The organism is Haloechinothrix sp. LS1_15 (genome assembly GCF_033042135.1).
In the GTDB taxonomy this organism is placed as follows: domain Bacteria; phylum Actinomycetota; class Actinomycetes; order Mycobacteriales; family Pseudonocardiaceae; genus Haloechinothrix.
In genome coordinates, this window is sequence record NZ_WBXM01000006.1 from 262,525 (window position 1) to 284,731 (window position 22,207).

17 protein-coding genes are annotated in these 22,207 nt (G+C 68.3%); 3 read left to right on the top strand and 14 right to left on the bottom strand.

The genetic code is table 11. From position 1 onward, the window contains the following. The first annotated feature begins 37 nt into the window (after positions 1 to 37). The 3 genes from F8178_RS11940 (at position 38) to F8178_RS11950 (ending at position 4,115) form a co-directional block, all read left to right on the top strand. Positions 38 to 805 (top strand): enoyl-CoA hydratase, encoded by a 768-nt coding sequence (locus F8178_RS11940; protein ID WP_317494819.1) that lies wholly within the window; start codon positions 38 to 40, stop codon positions 803 to 805. Positions 806 to 1,146: 341 nt separating this feature from the next. Then, on the top strand, positions 1,147 to 3,054 hold the full coding sequence (locus F8178_RS11945) for a 2-oxoacid:acceptor oxidoreductase subunit alpha (protein ID WP_317494820.1): 1,908 nt from the start codon (positions 1,147 to 1,149) through the stop codon (positions 3,052 to 3,054). After that, positions 3,051 to 4,115: a 2-oxoacid:ferredoxin oxidoreductase subunit beta gene (locus tag F8178_RS11950; RefSeq protein ID WP_317494821.1), complete on the top strand. Its 1,065-nt coding sequence runs from the start codon at positions 3,051 to 3,053 to the stop codon at positions 4,113 to 4,115. The genes F8178_RS11945 and F8178_RS11950 overlap by 4 nt, the downstream gene beginning before the upstream one ends. A gap of 100 nt (positions 4,116 to 4,215) precedes the next feature. Here F8178_RS11950 and F8178_RS11955 read toward each other — a convergent pair whose 3' ends face one another. The 14 genes from F8178_RS11955 to F8178_RS12020 form a co-directional block, all read right to left on the bottom strand. Beyond that, positions 4,216 to 5,724, bottom strand: coding sequence for a hypothetical protein (locus F8178_RS11955; RefSeq protein ID WP_317494822.1), 1,509 nt, complete (start codon positions 5,722 to 5,724; stop codon positions 4,216 to 4,218). 22 nt (positions 5,725 to 5,746) lie between these two features. Continuing rightward, on the bottom strand, positions 5,747 to 6,790 hold the full coding sequence (locus tag F8178_RS11960) for a polyprenyl synthetase family protein (RefSeq protein ID WP_317494852.1): 1,044 nt from the start codon (positions 6,788 to 6,790) through the stop codon (positions 5,747 to 5,749). 413 nt (positions 6,791 to 7,203) lie between these two features. Next, complete coding sequence (nuoN, locus tag F8178_RS11965) at positions 7,204 to 8,823, bottom strand: NADH-quinone oxidoreductase subunit NuoN (protein ID WP_317494823.1); 1,620 nt, start codon at positions 8,821 to 8,823, stop codon at positions 7,204 to 7,206. A gap of 8 nt (positions 8,824 to 8,831) precedes the next feature. Then, positions 8,832 to 10,388 (bottom strand): NADH-quinone oxidoreductase subunit M, encoded by a 1,557-nt coding sequence (locus F8178_RS11970; RefSeq protein ID WP_317494824.1) that lies wholly within the window; start codon positions 10,386 to 10,388, stop codon positions 8,832 to 8,834. Continuing rightward, a complete protein-coding gene (gene nuoL, locus F8178_RS11975; RefSeq protein WP_317494825.1) occupies positions 10,385 to 12,295 on the bottom strand; it encodes an NADH-quinone oxidoreductase subunit L in 1,911 nt (636 codons plus the stop codon). The genes F8178_RS11970 and nuoL overlap by 4 nt, the downstream gene beginning before the upstream one ends. A gap of 49 nt (positions 12,296 to 12,344) precedes the next feature. Beyond that, a complete protein-coding gene (gene nuoK, locus F8178_RS11980) occupies positions 12,345 to 12,644 on the bottom strand; it encodes an NADH-quinone oxidoreductase subunit NuoK (RefSeq protein ID WP_317494826.1) in 300 nt (99 codons plus the stop codon). After that, positions 12,641 to 13,507, bottom strand: coding sequence for an NADH-quinone oxidoreductase subunit J (locus F8178_RS11985; RefSeq protein ID WP_317494853.1), 867 nt, complete (start codon positions 13,505 to 13,507; stop codon positions 12,641 to 12,643). Before F8178_RS11985 ends, nuoK begins: the two co-directional genes overlap by 4 nt. Positions 13,508 to 13,527: 20 nt before the next feature. Continuing rightward, positions 13,528 to 14,073 carry an NADH-quinone oxidoreductase subunit NuoI gene (nuoI, locus tag F8178_RS11990; protein WP_317494827.1) on the bottom strand — a complete coding sequence of 182 codons (546 nt, stop codon included), beginning with the start codon at positions 14,071 to 14,073 and terminating at the stop codon, positions 13,528 to 13,530. Then, positions 14,060 to 15,418: an NADH-quinone oxidoreductase subunit NuoH gene (gene nuoH / locus F8178_RS11995; RefSeq protein WP_317494828.1), complete on the bottom strand. Its 1,359-nt coding sequence runs from the start codon at positions 15,416 to 15,418 to the stop codon at positions 14,060 to 14,062. The genes nuoI and nuoH overlap by 14 nt, the downstream gene beginning before the upstream one ends. Further along, complete coding sequence (locus F8178_RS12000; RefSeq protein ID WP_317494829.1) at positions 15,415 to 17,979, bottom strand: NADH-quinone oxidoreductase subunit G; 2,565 nt, start codon at positions 17,977 to 17,979, stop codon at positions 15,415 to 15,417. The genes nuoH and F8178_RS12000 overlap by 4 nt, the downstream gene beginning before the upstream one ends. Further along, positions 17,976 to 19,301, bottom strand: coding sequence for an NADH-quinone oxidoreductase subunit NuoF (gene nuoF / locus F8178_RS12005; RefSeq protein ID WP_317494830.1), 1,326 nt, complete (start codon positions 19,299 to 19,301; stop codon positions 17,976 to 17,978). Before nuoF ends, F8178_RS12000 begins: the two co-directional genes overlap by 4 nt. After that, the gene (gene nuoE / locus F8178_RS12010; protein ID WP_317494831.1) at positions 19,298 to 20,089 is read right to left on the bottom strand and encodes an NADH-quinone oxidoreductase subunit NuoE; all 792 of its coding nucleotides are present in this window, start codon (positions 20,087 to 20,089) and stop codon (positions 19,298 to 19,300) included. The genes nuoF and nuoE overlap by 4 nt, the downstream gene beginning before the upstream one ends. Continuing rightward, positions 20,086 to 21,438, bottom strand: a complete 1,353-nt coding sequence (locus F8178_RS12015) for an NADH-quinone oxidoreductase subunit D (RefSeq protein WP_317494832.1) — start codon at positions 21,436 to 21,438, stop codon at positions 20,086 to 20,088. The genes nuoE and F8178_RS12015 overlap by 4 nt, the downstream gene beginning before the upstream one ends. Further along, positions 21,435 to 22,199, bottom strand: coding sequence for an NADH-quinone oxidoreductase subunit C (locus tag F8178_RS12020; protein WP_317494854.1), 765 nt, complete (start codon positions 22,197 to 22,199; stop codon positions 21,435 to 21,437). Before F8178_RS12020 ends, F8178_RS12015 begins: the two co-directional genes overlap by 4 nt. Between the last annotated feature and the right edge of the window lie 8 nt (positions 22,200 to 22,207).

Genomic DNA, 22,207 nt, shown 5'->3' on the forward strand with positions numbered 1-22,207 from the left:
GCAGGACGCTGCGGCACGAGACAGCGGAGGAAACGGCATGAACGGACAGATCACCGCAGAACACCGCGACAGTGTGGCTGTGATCACCGTGTCCGATCCCGAGCGGCGCAATGCGCTGACGCTCGACCTCTCGGCGCAGCTGGCTGCCGCGGTCGCCGATGCGGAGCGGGATCAGAACGTGCACGCCGTTGTCGTGACCGGGGCACCACCCGCGTTCTGCGCGGGCGCGGATCTCTCCGCGCTGGGCACGGCACGCGAGGACGGTCTCCGCGAGCTCTACGCGGGATTCCTCGCCGTCGCCCACTGCTCACTGCCGACGGTGGCCGCGGTGAACGGCGCCGCGGTCGGTGCGGGACTGAACCTGGCACTCGCGGCCGACGTCCGGCTCGCCGGGCCACGTGCGCGGTTCGACACGCGGTTCCTGCGCCTCGGCATCCACCCCGGCGGCGGTATGACCTGGATGCTACAGCGCGTCGTAGGGCCGCAGCAGGCCGCGGCGATGGCGCTGTTCGGTGAGGTGCTCGACGCCGCTGCCGCGAAGGAGGCCGGGCTGGTGCACCGCGTGGTCGACGGCGAGCCCGACGACCTCGTGGCGGCTGCAACCACCTTCGCAGCCGGAGCGGCCGACGCTCCCCGAGAGCTGCTCGATGTGACCAAGCGCACCATGCGCGCCACCCGCTCGCTCGCCGAGCACGATCAGGCGGTGGACCTGGAGATCGCCCCGCAGCTCGAATCGATCGACTCACCGGAGTTCGCCGCACGACTGGCGGCGAGCAAGCAACGGATCAGCGGCAAGAACGGCTGATCGCGGGCGGCAGACCCACCCCGGGAGTCGCGCCCGCACCGGACCGGGCCACGTGCACTGTGCGGTCGGTCACCCCGCCCTGGGAAAACCCGTTACCACAGGTAACCTTAGGGGTCATGACCTGGCGGAATAAGGTTCCGTCCACCCAGTGGAAACTCGGCTCACTCGTTCGTCATCACGACACAATCCGAGCTAACCTCGAATTACGGCCGATGCGCACATGGGCGTGGCGCGACCTCGCACGTCGCCGTAGCGATCGGTCGCGAAGCTGACCGCCACACGCACACGAGACACGAGGCCGCCCACGCCGCGCCTGCCGGGAAAGAAGGATTCCTGCACCGATGACCACCGACGAAACCACGGCACTGAAGGCAAACCGGCCCACCGAAGTGACCCGTCTCGAGCGGGTGGTCGTCCGGTTCGCCGGTGATTCCGGTGATGGTATGCAGCTCACGGGGGATCGTTTCACCTCGGAGGCGGCGGCGTTCGGTAACGACCTGGCCACCCTGCCGAACTTCCCGGCGGAGATCCGCGCCCCGCAAGGCACCCTCCCAGGCGTGTCGTCGTTCCAGCTGCACTTCGCCGACTACGACATCCTGACCCCGGGCGATCGCCCTGACGTACTGGTGGTGATGAACCCGGCTGCGCTGATGGCCAACATCGGTGACCTGCCCCGGGGTGGCACCGTCATCATCAACACCGACGAGTTCACCCAGCGGAACCTGACCAAGGTCGGTTACGAGCAGAGTCCCCTCGAGGACGGTTCGCTCGAGCCCTACGTGGTGCATCAGGTGGCGATGTCCACGTTGACCAAGGGGGCTCTCGAGGAGACCGGCCTTGGCAAGAAGGACGCCGAGCGCTGCAAGAACATGTTCGCCCTCGGGTTGCTGTCGTGGATGTACCACCGACCTACCGAGGGCACCGAACGGTTCTTGCGGGACAAGTTCGCGGGTAAGCCCACACTTGCCGAGGCCAACATCCTGGCGTTCCGTGCAGGCTGGAACTACGGCGAGACCACCGAGTCGTTCGCCACTACCTACGAGGTCGCTCCCGCGTCGCTGCCGAAGGGAACCTACCGACAGATCACCGGCAACCAAGCGCTGGCTTACGGGATTGTTGCCGCGGGTCAGCAATCCGAGCTACCGGTCATGTTCGGTTCGTACCCGATCACTCCGGCCAGTGATGTGCTGCACGAGATCAGCAAGCACAAGAACTTCGGCGTGACGACCTTCCAGGCCGAGGACGAGATCGCCAGCATCGGCGCCGCGCTCGGCGCTTCCTACGGCGGGGCGCTCGGTGTCACCTCGACCTCGGGTCCCGGCGTGGCGCTCAAGAGCGAGACCATCGGTTTCGGAGTGATGACCGAGCTGCCGTTGATCGTCATCGACGTGCAGCGTGGCGGCCCCTCGACGGGTCTGCCCACCAAGACCGAGCAGGCCGACCTGTTGCAGGCGATGTACGGACGCAACAGCGAATCCCCTGTGCCGATCATCGCCCCGCAATCGCCCGGAGATTGCTTCGACGCCGCGCTGGAGGCCGCCAGGATCGCACTGACCTACCGCACCCCGGTGTTCCTGCTCTCCGATGGGGCCATCGCCAACGGCTCCGAACCGTGGCTGGTCCCCAGTGTGGACAGCTTGCCCGACCTGCGGGTGACCTTCGCCACCGAGCCCAACGCCGCCGACGGGTCCGGCGAGTTCTGGCCGTACGTGCGCGACCCGGAGACACTGGCCCGCGCGTGGGCCGTGCCCGGCACCGCAGGCCTGCAGCACCGCATCGGTGGGCTGGAGAAGGCCGACGGCATCGGTCACATTTCCTACGACCCCGACAACCACGACCGGATGGTGCGGCTACGCCAAGCCAAGATCGACAACATTCCCCTCCCGGACGTGACCGTCGACGATCCGGGCGGCCAGGCCGAGGTACTGGCGCTGGGCTGGGGTTCGACCTTCGGGCCGATCGGGGCGGCCTGCCGGCGCGTACGCGCCAACGGCATGTCCATCGCCCAGGCCCACCTGCGCCACCTCAACCCGCTGCCCGCCAACCTCGGCGAGGTTCTCGCGCGCTACCGGCGGGTCATCGTCCCCGAGATGAACCTCGGCCAGCTCGCACAACTCATTCGCGCCCGCTACCTGGTCGACGCCATCAGCCACACCAAGGTCGCCGGGCTGCCGTTCAAGGCGGAGGATCTCGAGGCCACCTTCACCGATCTCGTCATCAGCTCCAACGGCAAGGAGGGTCACCAGTGACCGCCATCGATCTCGGGCTGCCCGCGCTGGGTGGGTTGGACGATGTGCCGACCTCCGAAGAGGCGCAGAAGGCCAAGGACTACAAGTCCGATCAGGAAGTCCGCTGGTGCCCGGGCTGCGGCGACTACATCGTGCTGAACACGGTGCAGTCGTTCCTGCCGAGTCTGGGGCTCAAGCGCGAGAACATCGTGTTCGTCTCCGGTATCGGGTGCTCGTCGCGGTTCCCGTACTACATGAACACCTACGGGATCCACTCCATCCACGGCCGCGCACCCGCGATCGCGACCGGCCTGGCCTCCAGCCGCCCCGATCTCTCGGTCTGGGTGGTAACCGGGGACGGGGACGCGCTGTCCATCGGCGGCAACCACCTCATCCACACGCTGCGCCGCAACGTCAACCTGACCATCCTGCTGTTCAACAACCGCATCTACGGGCTCACCAAGGGGCAGTACTCACCCACCAGCGATCAGGGGATGGTCACCAAGTCCACCCCGATGGGTTCGGTCGACACCCCGTTCAACCCGATCTCGCTCGCGCTCGGCGCCGAGGCCACCTTCGTCGCGCGCGCCCTCGATTCCGACAAGAAGGGCCTGTCGGAGGTGCTGCAGGCCGCCGCATCGCACCGCGGGTCGGCACTGGTCGAGATCTACCAGAACTGCCCGATCTTCAACGACGGCGCCTTCGACGTGCTCAAGGACAAGGATGAAGCCGCCAGCAGGCTCATCCCGCTACAGCCCGGTGAGCCGGTCACCTTCGGCACCGACGGCGACTACGCGGTGGTCCGTTCCGGCTTCGGCGGCCTCCGGGTCGCCAGGACCAGCGACGTCGACCCCGGCGACATCGTCGTCCACGACCCCACCATCGACGATCCCGCCTACGCCTTCGCGCTCTCGCGGCTGGATGACCAGACACTGACCCACACCCCTACCGGCATCTTCCGGCAGGTCGCCCGGCCGACCTATGACGACCTCGCCCGCGAGCAGGTCACCAAGGCTGTCCAGAACAACCCCGGCGACCTGCAAGCCCTGCTGACCGGCAACGACACCTGGACCGTCAGCTGAACCCTTGGGCGGGCCGGATTCACGGCCCGCCCAAGGCCGCTCAACGCGGAGCCTCGGGGGCGACTGTCTGCGGCCTTCGAGCCGTTCGGGGCCGTTCGGGTCAGTTCAACGGCCGGAAACCGACCCGCTCGGCGTCGGCGGCGCTGGCGAACCACACCTCGGCGACCATGCGGGGGTACTGCGGCGAGTCCGCCGTGCAGTAGCGCAGCGCCGTCACGCTCGCCTTCACCGGGAAGTCGGGCGAGGGTTGCCCGCCGCCGGGCAACGGCATCGCCGATCCCGGCCCGAACGGCCCCGCAGCGTGCCCTTCCTGCTGGTTCGCGTAGCCGACCTGCGTGCCGCCAGCTTCCTGCTGATCCGCAGGGGTGAACAGATCGTCCTTGGCGGATTCGGACTGGTGTTGGGTGGGCTCGAACAGTGAACCGCTGGTGGCGTGTTCCGATTCGGAGTACGGCTTCCTCCTGGCCACCGGGCGCATCGAGGGCTGGATCGGCTTCGGCGGTTCGAAGCCACCCCGGATACCGCGAGTCGCACCCCGCGTGCGCTTCGGCAACTCGCCGCCCCCGGTGCCCGCGTCGGCCCGTGGCAGGTCATCGTCGGCGAAGGGGTCCGACAGTCCCGATGTCCCGGCGGGCTCCCCGGCGACCGGGGTGTCGTCGTGCGATGAGTCGGACTCCGACTCCGCCATCGACGGGGCCTCCCACCCGGCGCTCTGGTGGTCCGTCCCGGCTCCTATGACGGTCTCCGCGACAGCCTCACCCGCGCCGTCCGTGCCCGCGGGCTCAGCCGGGTCGGCCGCGGCGACCGCAGGGGAATCGGCCGATCCGGTTCCCTGCGGGGCGAACAGCTCGGATCCGGTCGCCTCCTGTTCCAGGGAACCGTCGCCGACGGGCCGTTCCTCACCGGTCGTTTCCCCGCTGCGGCGCTCGGTGTCCCACGGCTTCTCGGTGTCCCACGGCTGCTCGGCCGTGAACCGACCGGTTTCCGCGCGATCCGCATCCGTTGTCCACGACGGACGGTGCTCGCTCGGGGCGACCGGGTTCCGCCCGGCGTGGTCCCGGTGGCCTTCGTGTGGGTGCGGTCCGGTGTCGTACTGTGCCGGGTACTGCCGCTCGGGCCACGGTGGCTGCTGGCCGCCCGTGCGCTCGCCACCCGCCGGCGGGTGCTGTGGCGTGACCGGGTTGGTGAACCTGGTCTGCGGGTCGGCGTGAGGCGGCTCCTGTCGCGGCCGCTGCTGTGCCTGGCGCTCCTGCTGTTGCGGCGATTGTGGCTGCGGGCGCCCGCTGAAGCTGTCGGACTCCATCCACGGCGGGCGCACCTGGCGGGTCAGCTGGTCCGAACCGCCACCGGGTGGGGCTTCTGCGTCCGGCCACCGCTCCGCCTGCGCGGATCCGGCGGCCTGTTCGGGGGCCTGCTCGTCGCGTTCTTCCCACCGGCCTCGCACGGTACCGGGCTCCTGGGAGGTGTGCCGCTCTTGTTCGGCTGACAATCGCCGCTCGAGCTGCCGGATACGCTGATGCGCGGGTCGTACCAGCAGGACCCAGGTAAGAAGGGCGCCTACGAGGAAGGCAACGAGTGCCCACAACCAGACTTGCGCAAAGACGGACATGTCTTCGAGTGTCTCCCAACGGCTAGTGGGTGCGCGAGGCGAGATACTCCGCGATCGATTCACAGGCTGTACGAGCCGAGGATTCCGGCAGGACGGCCAGCTCGGACCGCGCTCGCTGCGCGTACTCCGCGAGCGTCGCTCGCGCGCGTTCCAGCCCGTGCGAACGACGCAGCAGCGTCACCGCCTCACCGACGAGATCGTCGTCGTCCAGCGGCGAGGACAGTAGCTCCACGAGCCTGTCATTCTCCCTGTCGTCGGAGAGCGCGTACAGCATCGGTAGGGTCCGGATCCCTTCCCGTAGATCGGTGCCCTGTGCCTTGCCGAGCTCGTCCGAGGGCGAAGCGATATCGATGATGTCGTCGGAGATCTGAAACGCCACCCCGATGATCTCACCGAACCGGCGCAGGGCGTCCACCTGCTCCGTGGGAGCTCCCGACAGCATCGCCCCGAAATGACCTGCGGTCGCGATCAGCGAGCCCGTTTTCTGGCCGATCGCCGTCAGGTAATGTTGGACGGGGTCCTCACCGTCACTCGCACCGACGGTCTCGCGCATCTGCCCGGTGACCAGCTCACCGAATGTCTCGGCGATGATGCGGGATGCCTCGGCGCCGAGGGCCGCGACCAGCCGTGAGGCGTGAGCGAAGAGGAAGTCGCCGGTCAGGATCGCGAGGGTGTTGTCCCACCGCGCGTTCGCGCTCTGCGTCCCCCTGCGCATCGCCGCCTCGTCCATCACGTCGTCGTGATAGAGCGTGGCCAGGTGCACCAGCTCGACCGCGGCGGCAGCGGTCACCACCGCGTCCCTGTCCGCCTCGCCGAACCGGCTGGCCAGCAGCGTGAACAGCGGCCGGAACCGCTTGCCGCCTGCCTGCACCAGGTGCAGCGCGGCCTCGTTGACGAACGGTACGTCGCTGCGCACCACTGAACGCAGCCGCCACTCCACCCGGTCGAGACCGGCGGCCAGCTCTGCGAGCAAGCCGTCGTCGTCCACCTCAAGGCCGATGGCTGCCTTCAGCTCCGTGACGGCACCGTTTCCCGGGGCCCGGTTCCGAGGCTCGGCCTCGCCCACCGAGCCGCTCACGGCCTCATCGAACTCCGACACGACGGCTACGCCCTCTCCAGCAGCGGATCACGATCGCTGCCCAGCCTAGCGGTTGGTCCGGCTGCCTATCCGTCGGGCGGGGCCCCGTCAGGGGCTGCGACCGGCGGATGTTCCCACCGGCAGCCGGACCAGAGCCCGGGATGACACAGCGGTTGGTCCGGCTGCCTATCCGTCGGGCGGGGCCCCGTCAGGGGCTGCGACCGGCGGATGTTCCCACCGGCAGCCGGACCAGAGCTCGCGATGACACAGCGGTTGGTCCGCTCGCCATCCGACGGACGGCACCCCGGAGGGGGTGGCGGCCGTCGGATGGCGAGCCGAAGGACTCCTTCGGTACATGATGTGCACCCGAGGTCCCCTTCGGCTCGCCCCACCGGTCGGCTCTAGAACGCGAAGGTGCCCGCGCTGGCCCAGTCCAACGCGAAGCCGGGGTAGACGCCGAGCACCAGGGTGGCGATGGTGCCGATGGCGATGGTTGCGGTGGTGAACGCTCCTGGGACGCTGACGGTCGGGCCGCCTGGTGAGGGTTCGGAGAAGTACATCACCACCACCACCCGCAGGTAGTAGAACGCCGCCACCGCGCTGAACACCAGGGCCAGCACGACAAGCGCGACGAGCCCTTCGGACAGTGCCGCGGCGAACACCACGAACTTGCCGACGAATCCGCTGGTCAACGGGATACCGGCCAGGGCGAGCAGCAGGAAGGTGAACACCGCGGCCAGCAGTGGCGAGCGCTTGGCCAGGCCTGCCCATGCCGAGAGGTCGGTGGCCTCCCCCGACGCGTCGCGTACCAGGCTGACGACGGCGAACGCGGCGATCGTGGTGAAGCCGTAGGCGAGCAGGTAGAACATCGTCGCCGCCAGACCGTCCTCGCTCAGCGTCATGACACCGATCACCAGGAACCCGGCGTGCGCGATCGAGGAGTAGGCGATCATCCGTTTGATGTCGCGCTGCGTCAACCCGAGGATCGCGCCGATGGCCATCGACACCACGGCCACGCCCCACAGCACGCCACGCCACTCCCAGCTGGCGCCCTCGAAGGCCACGTAGAGCACACGCAGCATGGCGCCGAAGGCAGCCACCTTGGTGCAGGCGGCCATGAAGCCGGTCACCGAGGTGGGTGCGCCCTGGTACACATCGGGGGTCCAGGTGTGGAACGGCCCGACCGATCCCTTGAACAGCAGGCCGACAACCAGCAGCCCGAGCCCGGTGAACAGCAGGGTGTCCGAGCGGGCGGTGCCCGCGGCGGCCTCGGCGATGTCGGCCAGCTTCACCGAGCTCGCGTAGCCGTACAGCAGCGCGAGCCCGTACAGGAAGAAGGCGCTGGCGAAAGCGCCGAGCAGGAAGTACTTCACCGCAGCTTCCTGCGACAGCAACCGCCTACGGCGCGCGAGCCCGCACAGCAGGTACAGCGGCAGGCTCAGCACCTCGAGCGCGATGAACATGGTCAGCAGGTCGTTGGCGGCGACGAAGGTCATCATGCCGCCGAGCGCGAACAGCGTCAGCGGGAAGACCTCGGTCTGCATCTGGTATGGCTCGGCGGCACCGGCACCGGCATCGTCACCGCCTGCCCGCGAGCCCGAGGTCACCGTGGTGGGGCCCGAGCCGCCACCGCTGCCACCCGCGACTCCCCGCAGCGCCGCCTGCGAGGCGAACGCGCCGCCGGGTTCCACGGACCGTTCCGCGATGAACAGCAACGCACCGAAGCCCAGCACCAGCAACGTGCCCCAGAGGAACAGCGCGGGCCGGTCGATGGCGAGCGTCTCGGCCATCGTGGTGATGCCCGCCTCGGGCGCGCCCGGGATGTAGACGCCGAGCGCGATCGCCGCCCCCGCGAGCGCCGCGACGCTGACCACTACCTGGACCGACCACCGATGCTGTTTCGGCACGAAGGCCTCGAGCAGCACGCCGACGGCCGCGGCGCCCAGGATGATCACGATAGGCAGAATCGCCCCGTAGTCGATGGAGGGCGGAGTCATCGCGTCCACCTGCGCTGGGAACATCTCGAGCCTCACCTTTCGTCACCGCCCTGCACGGCACTCATCGTCGCCTCCACCGACGGCGTGACCACGTCGACGACCGGCTTAGGGTAGATCCCGAGTCCGATGATCAGCACGACCAGCGGGGCAAGCACCGCCAGCTCACGGCGGGAGGTGTCCCGCACCACCTTCGGTGCCGCGACCTCGGGTGCCTGCACCGCACCCGGACCACCTGCCGCACCGACCAGCGCGTTGCCGCGTACCGGCCCCTGCATCACCCGCTGGTACAGCCACAGCACGTAGACCGCGGCGAGCACCATGCCGATCGCGGCGAACACAGTGAACACCGGCCGGGTCTCGAAGGCGCCGAGCAGCACGAGGAACTCGCTGATGAAGGTGTTCGTGCCCGGCAGGGCCAGCGTGGCCAGCCCGGCCACGAGCATCAGCCCGGCGAGCACCGGTGTCACCTTGGCCATGCCCCCGTAATCGGAGATCACGCTGGAACCGCCACGCGCGATCACCATGCCGATGACCAGGATCAGCATGCCGGTGGCCAGGCTGTGGTTGAGCATGTAGGTGACCGCGCCGACCTGGGACTGCATGCTGAACGCGAAGATGCCCAGCGTGATGAACCCGAAGTGGGCGATCGACACATAGGCCACGAACCGCTTCATGTCCTGCTGGCCCGCCGCCAGCACCGAGGCGTACAGCACACCGGCCACTGCCAGCGTCAGCACCCACGGCGCCAGTTCCTGGCTCGCCGCGGGGAACATCGGGATGCAGTACCGCAGGAAACCGAACGTGCCAACCTTGTCCAGTACACCGACCAGTACCACGGCCACCCCGATCGGCGCCTGGCCCGCGGCATCCGGCAGCCAGGTGTGCAGCGGCACGAGCGGCGCCTTGATCGCGAACGCCAGGAAGAACCCGAGGAACAGCCAGATCTGGGTGGACAGCGGGGCATCGGAGACCACCGCGGTCAGTGTGGCCCAGTCGAAGGTGCCCTCGGTGAGCTCCTCGGAGGCGATCACGTATGCCCCGATCACCGAGGCCAGCATGATCAGCCCGCCGAGGAAGGAATACAGGAAGAACTTGACCGCTGCGTACTGCCGGTTCGGGCCGCCGTAGGCACCGATGAGGAAGTACATCGGCACCAGCATGACCTCGAACAGCACGTAGAACAGGAAGACGTCGGTGGCCGAGAAAACGCCGATCGTCAGCCCCTGCTGCACCAGGATCAGCGACAGGTACCCGCCCGCGCTGCGGCCTGCAGGCAGCCGGTCGGTCACCCCGAGCACCGTGATCACCAGCGGGACCAGCAGGGCGATGACCGCGATCATCACCAGCGCGATGCCGTCGATGCCGAAGGCGAAGTGGATGCCGAACCGGGGGATCCACTCGACCGAGCTGGTCTGCTGCATCCGGTCGCCGCCTGGCTCGTAGCTGTTCCACAGCGGGATGACCAATGCCAGCGTGGCCAGCGAGAAGCCGAGCGCGGTGCGGAACGCGAGCCGGTCGTTGTCCCGCAGCCACGCGACGACGACGGCGCCGGCGATGGGCAGCAGGATCAGCGCGAGCAACCAGGTCATAGGAACCTCACCATCAACAACAGACCGACGAGCACGCCGGCGCCGGCGAGCATGGACAGCGCGTAGGACCGCACGAAGCCGGTTTGCAGCCTGCGCAGCCGGCCGGAGCCACCGCCGAGCCCTGCCGCCAGGCCGTTGACGATCCCGTCGACGCCCCGGTTATCCACGTAGACCAGCGCCCGCGACAGCCAGATCCCCGGGCGGGCGACCAGCGCCTCGTTGATCGCGTTGCCGTACAGATCCTTACGCGCGGCCGTTACGACGGCGCTCACGTGCTGCGGCCGCTCCACCTCCGGCTGGACCCTGCCGACCAGCAGCCAGGCCACCAGGATGCCCAGACCGACGGCGGTCAACGTGGCTGCCACGACCGTGCCGTGCCCCAGCACCGGGTCGGGCCCCGGTTGCAGCGCACCCAGCGACGGCGTCAGCCAGCTCGCCAGCCGGTCGTCCTGCGCGAAGAAGTAGCCGGACCCGACCGAGCCGATGGCCAGCAGGATCATCGGCCAGGCCATCACCGGCCCCGACTCGTGCGGGTGGAACTCGCGGCCGTCGGTGGATCGCAGGTTCTCCCACCGCGGCTTGCCGAAGAACGTCAGCAGCATCAACCTGGTCATGTAGAAGGCGGTGATACCGGCACCGAGCAGCGCGGCACCGCCGAACACCCAGCCTTCGATGCCGCCTTGCCCGAAGGCCGCGTCGATGATCGCGTCCTTGGAGTAGAAGCCGGACAGGAACGGGAAACCGATCAGCGCGAGATAGCCGAGCCCGAAGGTGGCGAAGGTGATCGGCATCTTGCGGTACAACCCGCCGAACTTCCGGATGTCGACTTCGTCGTTCATGCCGTGCATGACCGAGCCTGCACCGAGGAACAGCCCCGCCTTGAAGAACCCGTGGGTCAGCAGGTGCATGATCGCCAACGCGTAGCCGAACGGCCCGAGCCCGACGGCGAGCATCATGTACCCGATCTGGCTCACCGTGGAGTAGGCGAGCACCTTCTTGATGTCGTCGTAGGCGCAGGCGATGACGGCGCCGAGCAACAGCGTCAGGGCGCCGATGATGGTCACGGCGAGCTGGCCTGCCGGGGTGACGTTGAAGATCGGCCCGGCCCGTGCGATGAGGTAGACGCCCGCGGTGACCATGGTCGCCGCGTGGATCAGCGCGGACACCGGGGTGGGACCTTCCATCGCGTCCGGGAGCCAGGCCTGCAGCGGGAACTGGCCCGACTTGCCGCAGGCACCCAGCAGCAGCAACAACGCGATCGCCAGCGTCACGCTGGTTGGCACCTCGCCGATACCGGCGAATACCTCGGAGTAGGAGGTGCTGCCGATGTGACGCCACATCAAGAAGATCGCCAGTGCGAGGCCGACGTCGCCGACCCGGTTCATGATGAACGCCTTCTTGGCTGCGGTGGCCGCGCTCGGCTTGTGCTGCCAGAACCCGATCAGCAGGTACGAGGCCAGGCCGACGCCCTCCCAGCCGAGGTAGAGCGTCACGAAGCCGTTACCGAGCACCAGCACCAGCATCGCGGCGACGAACAGGTTCATGTACGCGAAGAACTTGCGTCGGTCCTGGTCGTGCGCCATGTAGCCGACCGAGTACACGTGGATGACCGAGCCGACACCGGTGATCAGCAACGCGAACGTCACCGCCAGCGGGTCGATCAGCAGCGCGAAATCCACCTGGAGCTGCTCGACCGGGATCCAGGAGAACAGGTGTACCTCGGCAGAGCGGTCCGCGGCCTGCCTGCCGAGCAGGGTGACGAACAGCGCTACCGCGTAGGCGAAGGATGCGACGACCGTCGCGCAGCCCAGCAGGTGCCCCCATCCGTTGGTGCGCTTACCACCGATGAGGAGGATGAGGGCGCCGAGGGCGGGAAAGGCCACCAGCAGCCACGATGATGCGATCACTGTCTAACCCCTACAAGTCTTCCCGTTCGCATTCCGGCAACTCCCGGCGTCAGTACTTCAACAGGTTGGTGTCGTCGATGGACGCCGAGCGTCGTGCCCGGAAGATGGACGTGATGATGGCCAGTCCCACGACGACCTCGGCCGCGGCCACGACCATCACGAAGAACGCCATCACCTGACCGTCGAGGCTCCCGTCGATCCTCGCGAATGTGATCAAGCTGAGGTTCACCGAGTTGAGCATCAGCTCGATGCACATGAACACCACGATCGCGTTCCGGCGCACCAGAACGCCGACAGCACCGATCGAGAACAGCAGCGCGGACAGCAGCAGGTAGTACTCCGGGGTCACGCCTTACCCCCTTCGCTGTCGCCGCCTGCGTCGTGATCGCCGCTGTCGTCGGGCTCACTGTGCTCGGTATGTTCCCCAAGCTCGAGTGTCCTGAGCTGGCCCGGTGGTGAGACCCGGCGTGCGGTGGGGGTCGACTCGATCAGCTCGGAGAGTGACTCCTCGGCCACCGAGCCGTCCGGCAGCAGGGCGGGCGTGGCCACCGAGTTGCCGGTCGCGAACACCCCGGGCCCCGGCCGCCCTGTCGGCCGCTCGGATCCATCGCGGAAGCGGGCTTCGACCTGCTCCCGCTGGCTACGCTTGGCGCCTTCGTCCCGCCGGTCCCGCTGCGCCAGCACGATCCCCGCCAACCCCGCGATGATCAGCAGCACCGCGGTGAGCTCGAACGGGAACAGGTAGTCGGAGAAGATCAGCCTGCCGAGGCCGCCTGCTCCGCCGCCTTCCGGCGTCGTGGGATCCAGCGGCGGCGCGGCCGTAACGTCGGTGAGCGAGCGGGCGAGCGCCAGCGACAGCAGTCCCGCGAAGCCCACGCCGAACACCGCCGCGGCCAGCCGCTGGCCACGCAGCACCTCGACCAGCGCATCGGAGCTGTCCTTGCCCGCCATCATCAGCACGAACAGGAACAGCATCATCACCGCGCCGGTGTAAACGATGATCTGGGTGAAGCCAAGGAAAGCAGCGTTTTGGATCAGGAAGAAGACGCCCAGCGTCAACATGGTGACGACCAGCCACAGGGCCGAGTGCACCGCGTTGCGCATGAACACCGTGCCGAGCGCCCCGGCGACAGCGAGCGGGCCGAGAATCCAGAACGCGACGGCCTCCCCGGTCGTCACCACGTCCTCGGCGGGCTGCTGCGCCAGCACCATTCCCGCTTGCGCCAACGACGTCACTGGAGCGCCTCCTCATCCTGCACGGCACCCTGCTTACGGTCGAGCTCGGGGCCGTAGACGTAGTAGTCCTGCTCGTCGTCGCCCAGCCGCATCGGGTGAGGAGGCTCCTCCATCCCGGGCAACAGCGGGGCCATCAGGTCCTCCTTGGTGTAGATGAGCTTCCGCCGGTCGTCGTCGGCGAGCTCATAGAAATTGATCATCGTCAGCGAGCGGGTCGGGCAGGCCTCGACGCACAGCCCGCAGCCGATGCAGCGGAGGTAGTTGATCTGGTAGTCCTTGCCGTAACGCTCGCCGGGCGAGTACCGCTCCTCCTCGGTGTTCGTACCGCCCTCGACGAAGATCGCGTCCGCGGGGCACGCCCAAGCGCACAGCTCGCAGCCGACGCACTTCTCCAGCCCGTCAGGGTGCCGATTGAGCTGGTGCCGTGCCCGGTAGCGCGGGGCAGGCTGGTGGTACTCCTCCGGGTACTGCTCGGTGACCACCTTCTTGAACATCGTGGAGAAGGTGACCCCGAACCCTTTCAGCCCGTCAAACATTCCCATCGTTGTCGGCCTCCTTCCGGCCTTCGGCTCCGATGGCGCGGGTGTCGCCGCGTTCCTGGCCTGCGCGCCTGCCACCGACCGCGGTGCGCCGCTTGGGCCGCTTCGGGACTTCCAGATCCAACGGCGGTACCGGGTACCCGCTGCCGGTGACCGGGACCCGGTCGGTGTGCTGCTCCGCCTGCTTCTCCGGGATCAGCAGGCTCAACAGCACGATCACCGCGATCACCGCACCGCCGAAGACCAGGATCTGGGTAGTGGTGACCTCCGCGTCGGTGCGCAGCGCCCGGATACCGGCGATCAGCACGATCCAAGCCAGGTTGACCGGGATCAGCACCTTCCAGCCCAGCCGCATGAACTGGTCGTAGCGGAACCGTGGCAGCGTCCCGCGCAACCAGATGAACAGGAACATGATGACCAGGCACTTGAGCACGAACCACAGGACCGGCCACCAGCCCTCGTTCAGCATGCCGTCGCCGATCGCCGACAGCGGCCACGGTGCCATGTAACCGCCGAGGAACAGCGTCACCGCGAACGCCGACATCACGAAGATCATCACGTACTCGGCGAGAAAGAACAGCGCGAACTTCAACGAGCTGTACTCGGTGTGGAAGCCACCGACCAGCTCGGACTCCGCCTCCGGGAGGTCGAACGGCGCCCGGTTGGTCTCCCCGACGATGGAGATCAGGAAGATGATGAAGCTCGGCAGCAGCAGTACCGCGAACCAGCCGTCGACCTGCGCGTCCACGATATCCCCTGTGGACAACGACTGGGCGTACAGGATCACGGCAACCAGCGACAGCCCCATCGCGATCTCATAGGAGATCACCTGAGCGGCCGAGCGCAACGAACCGAGCAGCGGGTACGGCGAGCCCGACGCCCAGCCCCCGAGCACGATGCCGTACACGCCGATGGCCGAGGCGGCCAGCACCACTAGCACACCGACCGGGATATCGATCAGCTGCAGGTACGTGGTGTGCCCGAAGATCTCCACCTGCGGCCCGATGGGGATCACCGCGAGCGCGGCGAACGCGGTGGCGGTGGAGATCACCGGAGCGAGGAAGTACACCTTCTTGTCCGCCTTCTCCGGCACGATCTCCTCGGCGAAGGCGAGCTTGATGCCGTCGGCGAGGGACTGCAGCCAGCCACCCGGCCCCACACGGTTGGGGCCGCTGCGGTGCTGCATCCTCGCCACGACCTTGCGCTCCCAGACGATCATGAACAGCGTCATGACCACCCCGAAGCCGAACAGCATCACGACCTTGAGCAGCACCAGCCACAACGGGTCGTTGGCCAGCACCTCCGCCCGTGTCATCTCCTCGGGCGCCTGGGCGAGAAAGGCGGTCATGCGCGGTCTCCCTCCCCACGTGCCGCGGGCTGTGCCTCTCCCGGCGGCGAGCCCGCTGTGAGCGTAACCGCGCCACCGTGCCCGACGCCGAGCGCGCTGCGCACCGACACCGGGGAGCGGGCAGGAACCCACACGACATCATCGGGCATATCCGTGATCTCGGCTGGCAACGTCAGCTCACCTCGGCCGGTACGGACCGTGGTCTGGCCGCCCTGCTCGATGCCGTGCCGATGCGCGGTCGCCGCCGACATCCGCATCACCGCGCGGCGTGCCGTACCCGCCAGGTGCGGCTCGTCCACCTGGAGCGAGCCGTTGTCGAGCAGCTGATGCCAGGTGGCGAGCACCACCCCGCCACCCGAGCTGGCACCGTCGGCGCCACGCACTTCCGCAGGTGCCTGCCTCTGCTGCCCGGTACCGCCCGCCTCCGGCGTGCCGTACCGCCGCGCGATCTCGGTGGCCCTGGCCAGCTCTGCCCCCGTGGCGCTGGGGGTCTGCGTGAACAGGTCCACGTCCATCTCCACAGCCAGCGTGTCCAGGATCCGGCAATCCGGCAGCGCCCCAGTGCCCTCCAAGGTCACCTCGAACTCGCGCTTGCGACCCTCCCAGTTGAGGTAGCTACCGGACTTCTCGTCGACGGGCGCGATCGGCAGCACCACATCGGCGTGCTCTGTCACCGGGCTGGGACGCATCTCGATACTGAGCACGAATCCAGCGGTGCGCAGCGCCTCGCGCGCGGCAGCTGGATCCGGCAGGTCGTCCGGGTCCACCCCGGCGACGACCAGCGCATCCAGCTCGCCCTTGGCGGCGGCGGCGATGATCTCGCCGGTGTCCCTTCCCCGGTTCGCGGGCAACGCGCTCACGTCGGTGCCCCACAACGAGGCGAGCTCCGCGCGGGCACCGGCGTCGCTTACCGGCGCGCCGCCGGGCAGCAGCACGGGCACCGCTCCTGCTTCGAGCGCGCCGCGCTCCCCGGCACGTCGCGGGATCCAGGCGACGCGCGCCCCGGTGCGTCGCGACAACTCGTCCACCGCGGCGAACAGCCCGGGCACCTCGGCCGCCCGCTCGCCGAGCAGGACCACCGCGCCGGGGGTCCGTAGCGCCTCGTCCAGGTCTGCGGCGTGCCCGGCGATACCTGCCACGGCGGCGGCCTCCCCGCCTGGCGGGCAGGTCAGCAGCTCACCAAAGGTCTTGCGCACCGACGGCGTGGCCCACTGGCCAATGTGGAACACCCGGGTACCGCGATCCCGCGCGGCCTTGCGCAGCCGCAGGAACACGATGGGCGATTCCTCTTCCGGCTCGAAAGCCACACACAGCACGGCCGGTGCCTGCTCCAAGTCGGCGTAGGTCACACCGGACTCCGACCCGACACCGGTACCGAGCACCCTGCTGGTCAGGAAGTCGAGCTCGGCAGCGGAGTGGGCGCGCGCACGGAAGTCGATGTCGTTGGTGCGCAGCGCCATCCTGGCGAACTTGGCGTAGGCGTAGGCGTCCTCGACGGTGAGCCTGCCTCCTGCCAGGACGGCACCGCCGCCGCGCTCGCGCGCGTCGAGCAGTGCCTGCGAGGCCCGGCGCAGCGCCTCCGTCCACGCTGCCTCGCGGAGCTCACCGGTGCCTGCGTCGCGCACCAGCGGCTTACGGATCCGGTCGCGGGAGGTGGCGTAGCGGAACGCGAACCGGCCCTTGTCGCAGTCCCATTCCTCGTTCACCTCGGGGTCCTCCCCGGCGAGCCTGCGCATCACCTTGCCGCGCCGGAAGTCGCTGCGCAGCGAGCATCCCGCCGAACAGTGCTCGCACACGCTCGGCGAGGACACCAGGTCGAACGGCCGCGACCGGAACCGGTACTCGGCAGAGGTCAGCGCGCCGACCGGGCAGATCTGGATGGTGTTGCCGGAGAAGTAGCTCTGGAACGGATCCCCGGCCGAGGTGCGGGATGCGGAGTCGATCACATCGCTGGTCTCGGCGGTTCCCACCTGCTGGTTGGGACCGCGCTCCAGCATCTCGATGAACGGATCACCCGCGATCTGCTCGGAGAACCGGGTGCAACGCTGGCACAGCACGCAGCGCTCCCGATCGAGCAGCACCTGCGAGGAGATCGCCAACGGCTTGGGGAAGGTGCGCTTTTTGTCGACGAACCGCGATGTCGCTCTGCCGTGGGCCATCGCCTGGTTCTGCAGCGGGCACTCGCCGCCCTTGTCGCAGATCGGGCAGTCCAGCGGGTGGTTGATGAGCAGCAGCTCCATCACACCCTCCTGGGCCTTCTCGGCGACCCGGGAGGTGTACTGGGTCTTGACCACCATGCCTTCGGCCACCGTGATGGTGCAGGAGGCCTGTGGCTTCGGCATGGGCCTACCGTTGACCTCGACCTCGACCAGGCACTGGCGACAGGCGCCAGCCGGGTCGAGCAGCGGGTGATCGCAGAACCGCGGGATCACCGTGCCGATCCGTTCGGCGGTGCGGATCACCAGCTCGCCTTCCGGGGCGATGACCTCCTGGCCGTCGATCGTCAGCCGGACGTGCCCCTCGGGTACCTCGGTCTGCTGCTCCTCCGGCGCGATCGTCATGCGGACGCTCCTACCAACGCGGATTCGGTCTGCTCGGTGTCACCGGTCTGCCCTGCCTTGTTCCGCTCGCACAACGCGAGGAACTCGTCCCGGAAGTACTGGATGCCGCTGGTGATCGGGCTGACAGCACCGTCACCGAGCGCGCAGAACGAGCGGCCGAGCACGTTGTCGCAGACGTCGAGGAGCGTATCGATGTCCTCCTCGGTTCCCCTGCCTTCGACCATCCGCTCCAGGATCTGGGCCAGCCAGAACGTTCCCTCCCGGCAAGGAGTGCACTTACCACAGGACTCGTGTTCGTAGAACTGCGTCCACTTCATCACCGCCCACGGCACCGACACCGTCTCGTTGAAGATCATCAGGGCGGTGGTGCCGAGCATGGATCCCGCTTCGGCCGCGCCCTCGAAGTCCAGCGGCACGTCGAGGTGGTCGGCGGTGAACAACGGCGTGGACGAGCCGCCTGGCGTCCAGAACTTCAGCGGGATGCCGTCTTTCATGCCGCCCGCCATGTCGAGCAGCTCGCGCAGCGTGATGCCGAGCGGAGCCTCGTACTGCCCTGGCCGCTCCACGTGGCCGGAGATCGAGTAGATCTTGGGTCCAGGGGACTTCTCGGTGCCCATCTCGCGGAACCAGTCCACCCCGCCGTTGACGATGAACGGCACGGTCGCGATGGTCTCCACGTTGTTCACCGTCGTCGGCTTGCCGTACAGCCCGGAGGCCGCGGGAAACGGTGGTTTCAGCCGCGGCTGACCCCTGCGCCCCTCCAGCGAGTCCAGCAGCGCCGTCTCCTCGCCGCAGATGTAGGCGCCCGCGCCCGCGTGCACCGTGATGTCCAGGTCGAAACCGGAGCCGAGGATGTTGGTGCCGAGGTAGCCTGCCTCGTACGCCTCCGCCACCGCCGCGTGCAGCCTGCGGAGGCAGTGCAGCACCTCGCCGCGCACGTAGATGAAGCAGCGGTTCGCGCGCATGGCATAGGCCGAGATGATGCAGCCCTCGATCAGCGAGTGCGGGTCGGCCATCATCAGCGGGATGTCCTTGCACGTGCCCGGCTCGCCCTCATCGGCGTTGATGACCAGGTAGTGCGGCCTGTCCTGGCGCACGTTCTCGCCGGTCGGCATGAACCCCCACTTCACACCGGCGGGAAAGCCCGCACCACCACGGCCTCGCAACCCCGCGTCCTTGATCAGCTTCACCAGCTGTTCCGGGGTGCCGCGCAGCGCCTTGCGTACCGCGGTGTAGCCCTCCAGCTGCTCGTAAGTCGACAGCCGCCACGATTTCGGCGAGAGCCACCGCTTCGTCAGTACCGGGGTGATCGGATCGGTCACTGCTTGTCCACCTCCGGGAGTGCGACGTCATCAGGCATCGCGGGAGCCGTCCAGCCCTGGTCCTCGGCCATCCGTGCGCCCCGCGTGGTCTCCTCCGCCGCGGTCGGCACATCCACATCGGCCTCGAACCGGTCCCCCTCCGGGAAGAACCCGGCGAGCTGCAGCTCGGCCGACCGGAAATCGGTCAGCGGGGCTCCCCGCGTCGGTTCGGGCCGCTCGCCCCGCCGCAGCGCGTCGACCAGCTCGACTGCGCTCTCCGGGGATTGCTTGTCGAAGTACTCGTAGTTGACCTGCACCACCGGCGCCAAGTCGCACGCGGCGAGACACTCGGCGTGCTCCAGGGTGATCGACCCCGGCTCGCCCGGCGAGCCCGCGGTCTCCTCGTGGCCAAGCCGGCCACCGCCGCCTCCGGAATCGCCGCCGAGATACTCCTGCAGCGTGCGGTAGACGTCGTCGCCACCCATGGCCGCGCACAGCGTGTTGGTGCACACGCTGACCAGGTGCTCGCCACAGGGCTTGCGCTTGTACATGGTGTAGAAGGTGGCGACCCCGCTGACCTCGGCCTCGCTGAGGTCCAGGTGCTCGGCGCAGAAAGTGATGCCCTCCTGGCTGACGTAGCCCTGCACCGACTGCACCAGGTGCAGCAGCGGGAGCAGCGCCGAGCGCGACTCCGGGTACCGGGCGATGATCTCGCGCGCCCTGGTGTGAGTGTCGGCGTCGAAGACCTCGGCGGCACCGCCGCCCGAGACGGCTCCCGCCGGTGTGGACTGTCCGTGCGGCTGGCTCACCGGTCACACCCTCCCATCACGGGATCCAGCGAGGCGATGGCCGCGATGACGTCGGCGACCATGCCTCCTTCCGACATCGCCGGCGTGGATTGCAGATTCACGAAGCTGGGGTCGCGCACGTGCACGCGCGCCGGCCGGGTACCCCCGTCGGAGACCATGTGGTAGCCGAGCTCGCCCCGAGGCGATTCCACTGCCGCGTACACCTGGCCGGGCGGCACGCTGAAACCCTCGGTCACCAGCTTGAAGTGATGGATCAGTGCCTCCATCGACTGGCCCATGATGTTGCGCACGTGCTCCAGCGAGTTCCCGATACCGTCCGAGGCCACCGACAGCTGCGCCGGCCAGGCGATCTTGGCGTCGTCCACCATGATCGGGCCGGGCTCCAGCTTCTGTACCGCCTGCTTGATGATGCGCAGCGACTGGTGGATCTCCTCGACGCGGAGCAGGTAACGCGCGTAGGCATCGGCCTCGTTGGCCACCGGCACCTCGAAGTCGTACTCCTCGTAACCGAGGTACGGCTCGGTCTTGCGCAGGTCCCACGGCAGCCCGGCCGAGCGCAGCACCGGCCCGCTGACCCCGAGCGCGAGGCAGGCGTCGACCGGCAGGTAGGCGATGCCCTTCAGGCGGTTCTGCCAGATGGGCTGGCCGGTGAGCATCTTGTCGTAGTTGGGAAGGCGCTCGTCCATCACCTTGATGAACTCGTCGACCTTTTCCGCGGTGTCCTCCGGGACGTCCTGGGCCACCCCGCCGGGCCGGATGAAGGCGTGGTTCATCCGCAGGCCGGTGAGGTACTCGAGCAGGTGCAGCACCTCCTCACGCTCCCGGAAGCCCGAGGTCATCGCGGTGAGCGCACCCAGCTCCATCCCCCCGGTGGCCAGCGCGACCATGTGGGAGCTGATCCGGTTGAGCTCCAGCAACAGCACCCGGATCACCTGGGCGCGCCATGGGACCTCGATACCGAGGAGCTTCTCCACACCCATGCAGTACGCCGCCTCGTTGGACAGCGGCGCGAGGTAATCCATGCGGGTGACGAAGGTGACGCCTTGCGTCCAGTTCCGGAACTCCGTGTTCTTCTCGATCCCGGTGTGCAGGTAGCCGACCACCGAGCGGAGGTTGGTGACGGTCTCGCCTTCGATCTCCACCACCAGCCGCAGCACCCCGTGGGTGGACGGGTGCTGCGGGCCGAGGTTCATCACGATCCGGTCATCGCTGCCGATATCGGAGGTGACCTCGTCCCAGTCGCCGCCGGTAACGGTGAACACTCGCCCCTCGGTGGTGTCCCGGTACTCCGCGTAGGGGTCGGTGCCCGAACCGGTCATGTCGTTGTCGGTGTAATCGCCGGATGTCATGTATACGCCCTCCGCTGATCCGGGGGAGGTACCTCGGTGCCCTTGTACTCGACCGGGATGCCACCGAGCGGGTAGTCCTTGCGCTGCGGGTGTCCTTCCCAGTCGTCGGGCATCAGGATGCGGGTCAGGCCGGGGTGGCCGTCGTAGATGATGCCGAACATGTCCCAGGCTTCCCGCTCCTGCCAGTCGGCGGTGGGGTACACGTCGACGACCGAGGGCACGTGCGGATCATCGACGTCGAGGCAGACCTCGAGCCGGATGCGCCTGCGGTAGGTCATCGACAGCAGGTGGTAGACGGAGTGCAGCCGCTGCGGCACGTCCACCCCGTAGTCCACACCGGAGACCGAGCTGCAGAACTCGAACCGCAGCGCCTGGTCGTCGCGTAGCGTGCGGCAGATCCCGACGAGGTGCTCCCGCTGCACATAGAAGGTGATCTCACCGCGGTCGATGGTGATCTGCTGGATGGCGCTGCGCGGGATCTCGTTGGCGTCCAGCGCGGCGAGGAAGTCGTCGACGAAATCGTCGAACCAGTCGCCGTACGGCCGCTCGGCGGCGGGCGGGGTGTATGCGGGTAACCGCAGCCCGCCGTACCCGGAGGTGTCACCGGTCCCCGAGACGCCGAACATGCCCTTACGCTCGCGCCCGGCGACCACCGGTTGCGCGGGACGTGGACCGTACGGCTCGAGTGCGTCCTCACCGTTGTCGCCGCCGCGCTCGGCACTGGACTGGTCCTCGCCCGGCTGTGGCTTACTGTCGGCGATCTCGTCGG

Excerpts from the sequence above, each read along its gene's own strand:
- nuoI (WP_317494827.1), bottom strand. The coding sequence starts at position 14,073 with ATGGGAATGTTTGACGGGCTGAAAGGGTTCGGGGTCACCTTCTCCACG.
- F8178_RS11955 (WP_317494822.1), bottom strand. The coding sequence starts at position 5,724 with ATGTCCGTCTTTGCGCAAGTCTGGTTGTGGGCACTCGTTGCCTTCCTC.
- F8178_RS12000 (WP_317494829.1), bottom strand. The coding sequence starts at position 17,979 with ATGACGATCGCGCCGGAGGAGCAGCAGACCGAGGTACCCGAGGGGCAC.
- F8178_RS11985 (WP_317494853.1), bottom strand. The coding sequence starts at position 13,507 with ATGGTGCTGGCGCAGCAGCCCGCCGAGGACGTGGTGACGACCGGGGAG.
- F8178_RS12015 (WP_317494832.1), bottom strand. The coding sequence starts at position 21,438 with ATGACATCCGGCGATTACACCGACAACGACATGACCGGTTCGGGCACC.
- F8178_RS11940 (WP_317494819.1), top strand. The coding sequence starts at position 38 with ATGAACGGACAGATCACCGCAGAACACCGCGACAGTGTGGCTGTGATC.
- F8178_RS11945 (WP_317494820.1), top strand. The coding sequence starts at position 1,147 with ATGACCACCGACGAAACCACGGCACTGAAGGCAAACCGGCCCACCGAA.
- nuoN (WP_317494823.1), bottom strand. The coding sequence starts at position 8,823 with ATGTTCCCAGCGCAGGTGGACGCGATGACTCCGCCCTCCATCGACTAC.
- F8178_RS11970 (WP_317494824.1), bottom strand. The coding sequence starts at position 10,388 with ATGACCTGGTTGCTCGCGCTGATCCTGCTGCCCATCGCCGGCGCCGTC.
- nuoH (WP_317494828.1), bottom strand. The coding sequence starts at position 15,418 with ATGACCGCCTTTCTCGCCCAGGCGCCCGAGGAGATGACACGGGCGGAG.